This is a genomic window from Bacillus sp. JJ1764, from assembly GCF_036962145.1.
Lineage (GTDB): Bacteria > Bacillota > Bacilli > Bacillales > Cytobacillaceae > Neobacillus.
This window is the reverse complement of sequence record NZ_JBALNY010000137.1, coordinates 15,036-17,562: the sequence shown is the minus strand read 5'-3', so window position 1 is coordinate 17,562 and position 2,527 is coordinate 15,036. Positions and strand designations below refer to the sequence as shown.

Genomic DNA, 2,527 nt, shown 5'->3' with positions numbered 1-2,527 from the left:
AATTACATCCATCCATTTGGACGGTGTTATGAGAAGAAGATTACTAGACTTAGGTTTTGTAGCAGGTGCATTTGTGGAGGTCATCCGTAAAAGTCCATTAGGCGATCCTATTGCGTTTCGGGTTAGCCAAACGACCATTGCCTTACGTAAAGAGGAAAGCTCTAAAATCGAAGGGGAGCTGATCATCGATGGGAAATGAATATCGAATAGCGTTAGCCGGCAACCCAAATACTGGCAAGAGCACACTGTTTAATGCACTTACTGGCCTGAGGCAGCATACAGGGAACTGGGCAGGAAAAACGGTTTCCTTGGCACAGGGTAGCGTTCAGCACAAAGGTCACACCTTTAACATGATTGATTTGCCAGGCACCTATTCCCTTTTTTCCAACTCAAAGGATGAAGAAGTCGCAAGAAATTATATTGTATTTGAAAAACCGGATCTAACTCTTGTGGTGCTTGATGCCACCTCTTTAGAAAGAAATTTTAATCTAGCCTTGCAAGTATTAGAAATGACAAAAAATGTATTGATTTGCATTAATTTAATAGATGTTGCAGAACAACAGGGCATTCACATCAATGAACGCTTATTGACAAACAGATTGGGCGTGCCCGTCATTAAAATTTCAGCCAGAAATAAAAAAGGTTTTCCGCTACTGCTAGACACCATTGAACGGATTGTGACGGGGGCCATAGAATGTCAGCCAGTCCAAATGAAATATCCAGATGAGATTGAAGAACGAATTCAAAAAATCGAGCCGAAAGTCCGAGAAATCGTCGGGGATCGTTTTTCTTCACGCTGGGTAGCACTCCGGCTATTGGATGGAGATGAAACATTACTCAAAGAGCTGGGCGGTCGTTTGGTTCCAGAGGGGGCACTTTAATGGAAATGGAACAACTTTATAAAGAAGCTCAAACACTATCAACTGCGAAGCTTCGCGATGATATCGTCCAACAGCTGTATGAACGAAGTCACCAGCTTTGCCGAGAAGGGATCACCTATACGAAATCTAAGCGAGATACGAGGACTGAAAAACTCGACGCATTCTTGACTTCCCCCATATTTGGCTTTCCGATTATGATTGCCATTCTTGGATTAATTTTTTACATCACGATTGCTGGGGCAAATGTTCCTTCATCGATGCTGGCCGAGTTTTTCGGTTCGTTAGAAAAATACATTACTTCCGTTTTCACCTATTTAAATGCCCCTGATTGGCTAAACGGCATTTTAGTCCTTGGCTTGTATAGGGGAACAACATGGGTCATAAGTGTAATGCTTCCGCCGATGGCTATTTTTTTCCCAACCTTCGCGTTGCTGGAGAATTACGGATATTTGCCGCGGGTAGCCTTTAATCTTGACCGCATTTTTAAAAAAGTAGGCGCCCATGGGAAACAATCCTTAACAATGGCGATGGGATTTGGCTGTAATGCCGCGGCTGTCATATCCACTAGAATTATCGAGTCGCCTCGTGAAAGGATGCTGGCGATTCTAACGAATAATTTCGTCCCTTGTAATGGCAGATGGGGAACCTTAATCGTGTTGGCATCGTTATTTATGGCCGCAAATTTTACCAATGGTGTGAAATCACTGGTGACGACAGGTGTCATCGTCGGCATTGTTCTTTTCGGTATCTTGGTTACCTTTTTCGTTTCCTGGGCCCTTTCCAAGACGGCTTTAAGAGGGATTCCTACGCATTATACACTGGAGCTTCCTCCATACAGGCGCCCTAAAATTTTCGATACCGTCATCCGTTCATCTGTAACGAAATCATGGTCTGTTCTCGTGAGAGCCGTTAAAGTGGCAGCCCCAGCAGCGATTTTAACCTGGGTATTTGCGAATATTTATATCGGTGATACAAGTATTTTGATGCATGCCGTAAATTTTCTCGATCCGTTTGGTAAGTTGTTAGGGCTGGATGGATATATTATGATGGCGTTTATACTAGGGCTGCCAGCTAACGAAATTGTCTTTCCCATTTTATTAATGGGCTATTTATCGACTGGTGCGTTAACTGAGGTAGATAGTATGACTGACTTACGCAATATTTTGGTAAACCATGGTTGGACCTGGTTAACCGCACTCAATATGATGTTGTTTTCATTACTTCATTATCCGTGCGGCACAACACTCATCAACATTTATAAAGAAACAAAAAGCATCAAATGGACTTTCGTCTCTTTTGCTATTCCTACCGTCATTGCCATTATTGTTCCGCTTGTCATAACCCAAACGGTTAAATACCTTGGTCTCATCTAGATTTGGAAATTGATGTATGTCAATACAATCTTTGGAGATAATGTAGAGGAATATTTTCTACAAAGGAGAGACATAATGTCGATAGAAATAGGCTCAAGGTTCCAAATTTCACAAGCGATTCAAGAATATCTTAATTCAGCTGAAACATTAACGGTCATTTCCAATAATGGCGTTACCATTCAATTTTCACTCGGAGATGCGAAAGGCCATGGCTCGATGCCAATTGAACACTTTCAATATTTACAAAAAAAATTGAATTTGAAGATCATACCG

The 2,527-nt window shown here is 41.8% G+C and carries 4 protein-coding genes; all 4 read left to right on the top strand.

Going from position 1 to position 2,527, the window contains the following annotated elements:
• The first annotated feature begins 1 nt into the window (after position 1).
• Positions 2–199, top strand: coding sequence for a FeoA family protein (locus V7083_RS18150; RefSeq protein WP_335480529.1), 198 nt, complete (start codon positions 2–4; stop codon positions 197–199).
• Positions 189–881, top strand: a complete 693-nt coding sequence (locus tag V7083_RS18145; RefSeq protein ID WP_335480527.1) for a FeoB small GTPase domain-containing protein — start codon at positions 189–191, stop codon at positions 879–881. The genes V7083_RS18150 and V7083_RS18145 overlap by 11 nt, the downstream gene beginning before the upstream one ends.
• Positions 881–2,254 (top strand): nucleoside recognition domain-containing protein, encoded by a 1,374-nt coding sequence (locus tag V7083_RS18140; RefSeq protein ID WP_335480525.1) that lies wholly within the window; start codon positions 881–883, stop codon positions 2,252–2,254. The genes V7083_RS18145 and V7083_RS18140 overlap by 1 nt, the downstream gene beginning before the upstream one ends.
• Positions 2,255–2,329: 75 nt before the next feature.
• Positions 2,330–2,527 (top strand): hypothetical protein (locus V7083_RS18135; RefSeq protein WP_335480523.1); only part of this gene is annotated, 198 nt, incomplete at its 3' end.

Excerpts from the sequence above, each read along its gene's own strand:
- V7083_RS18145 (WP_335480527.1), top strand. The coding sequence starts at position 189 with ATGGGAAATGAATATCGAATAGCGTTAGCCGGCAACCCAAATACTGGC.
- V7083_RS18140 (WP_335480525.1), top strand. The coding sequence starts at position 881 with ATGGAAATGGAACAACTTTATAAAGAAGCTCAAACACTATCAACTGCG.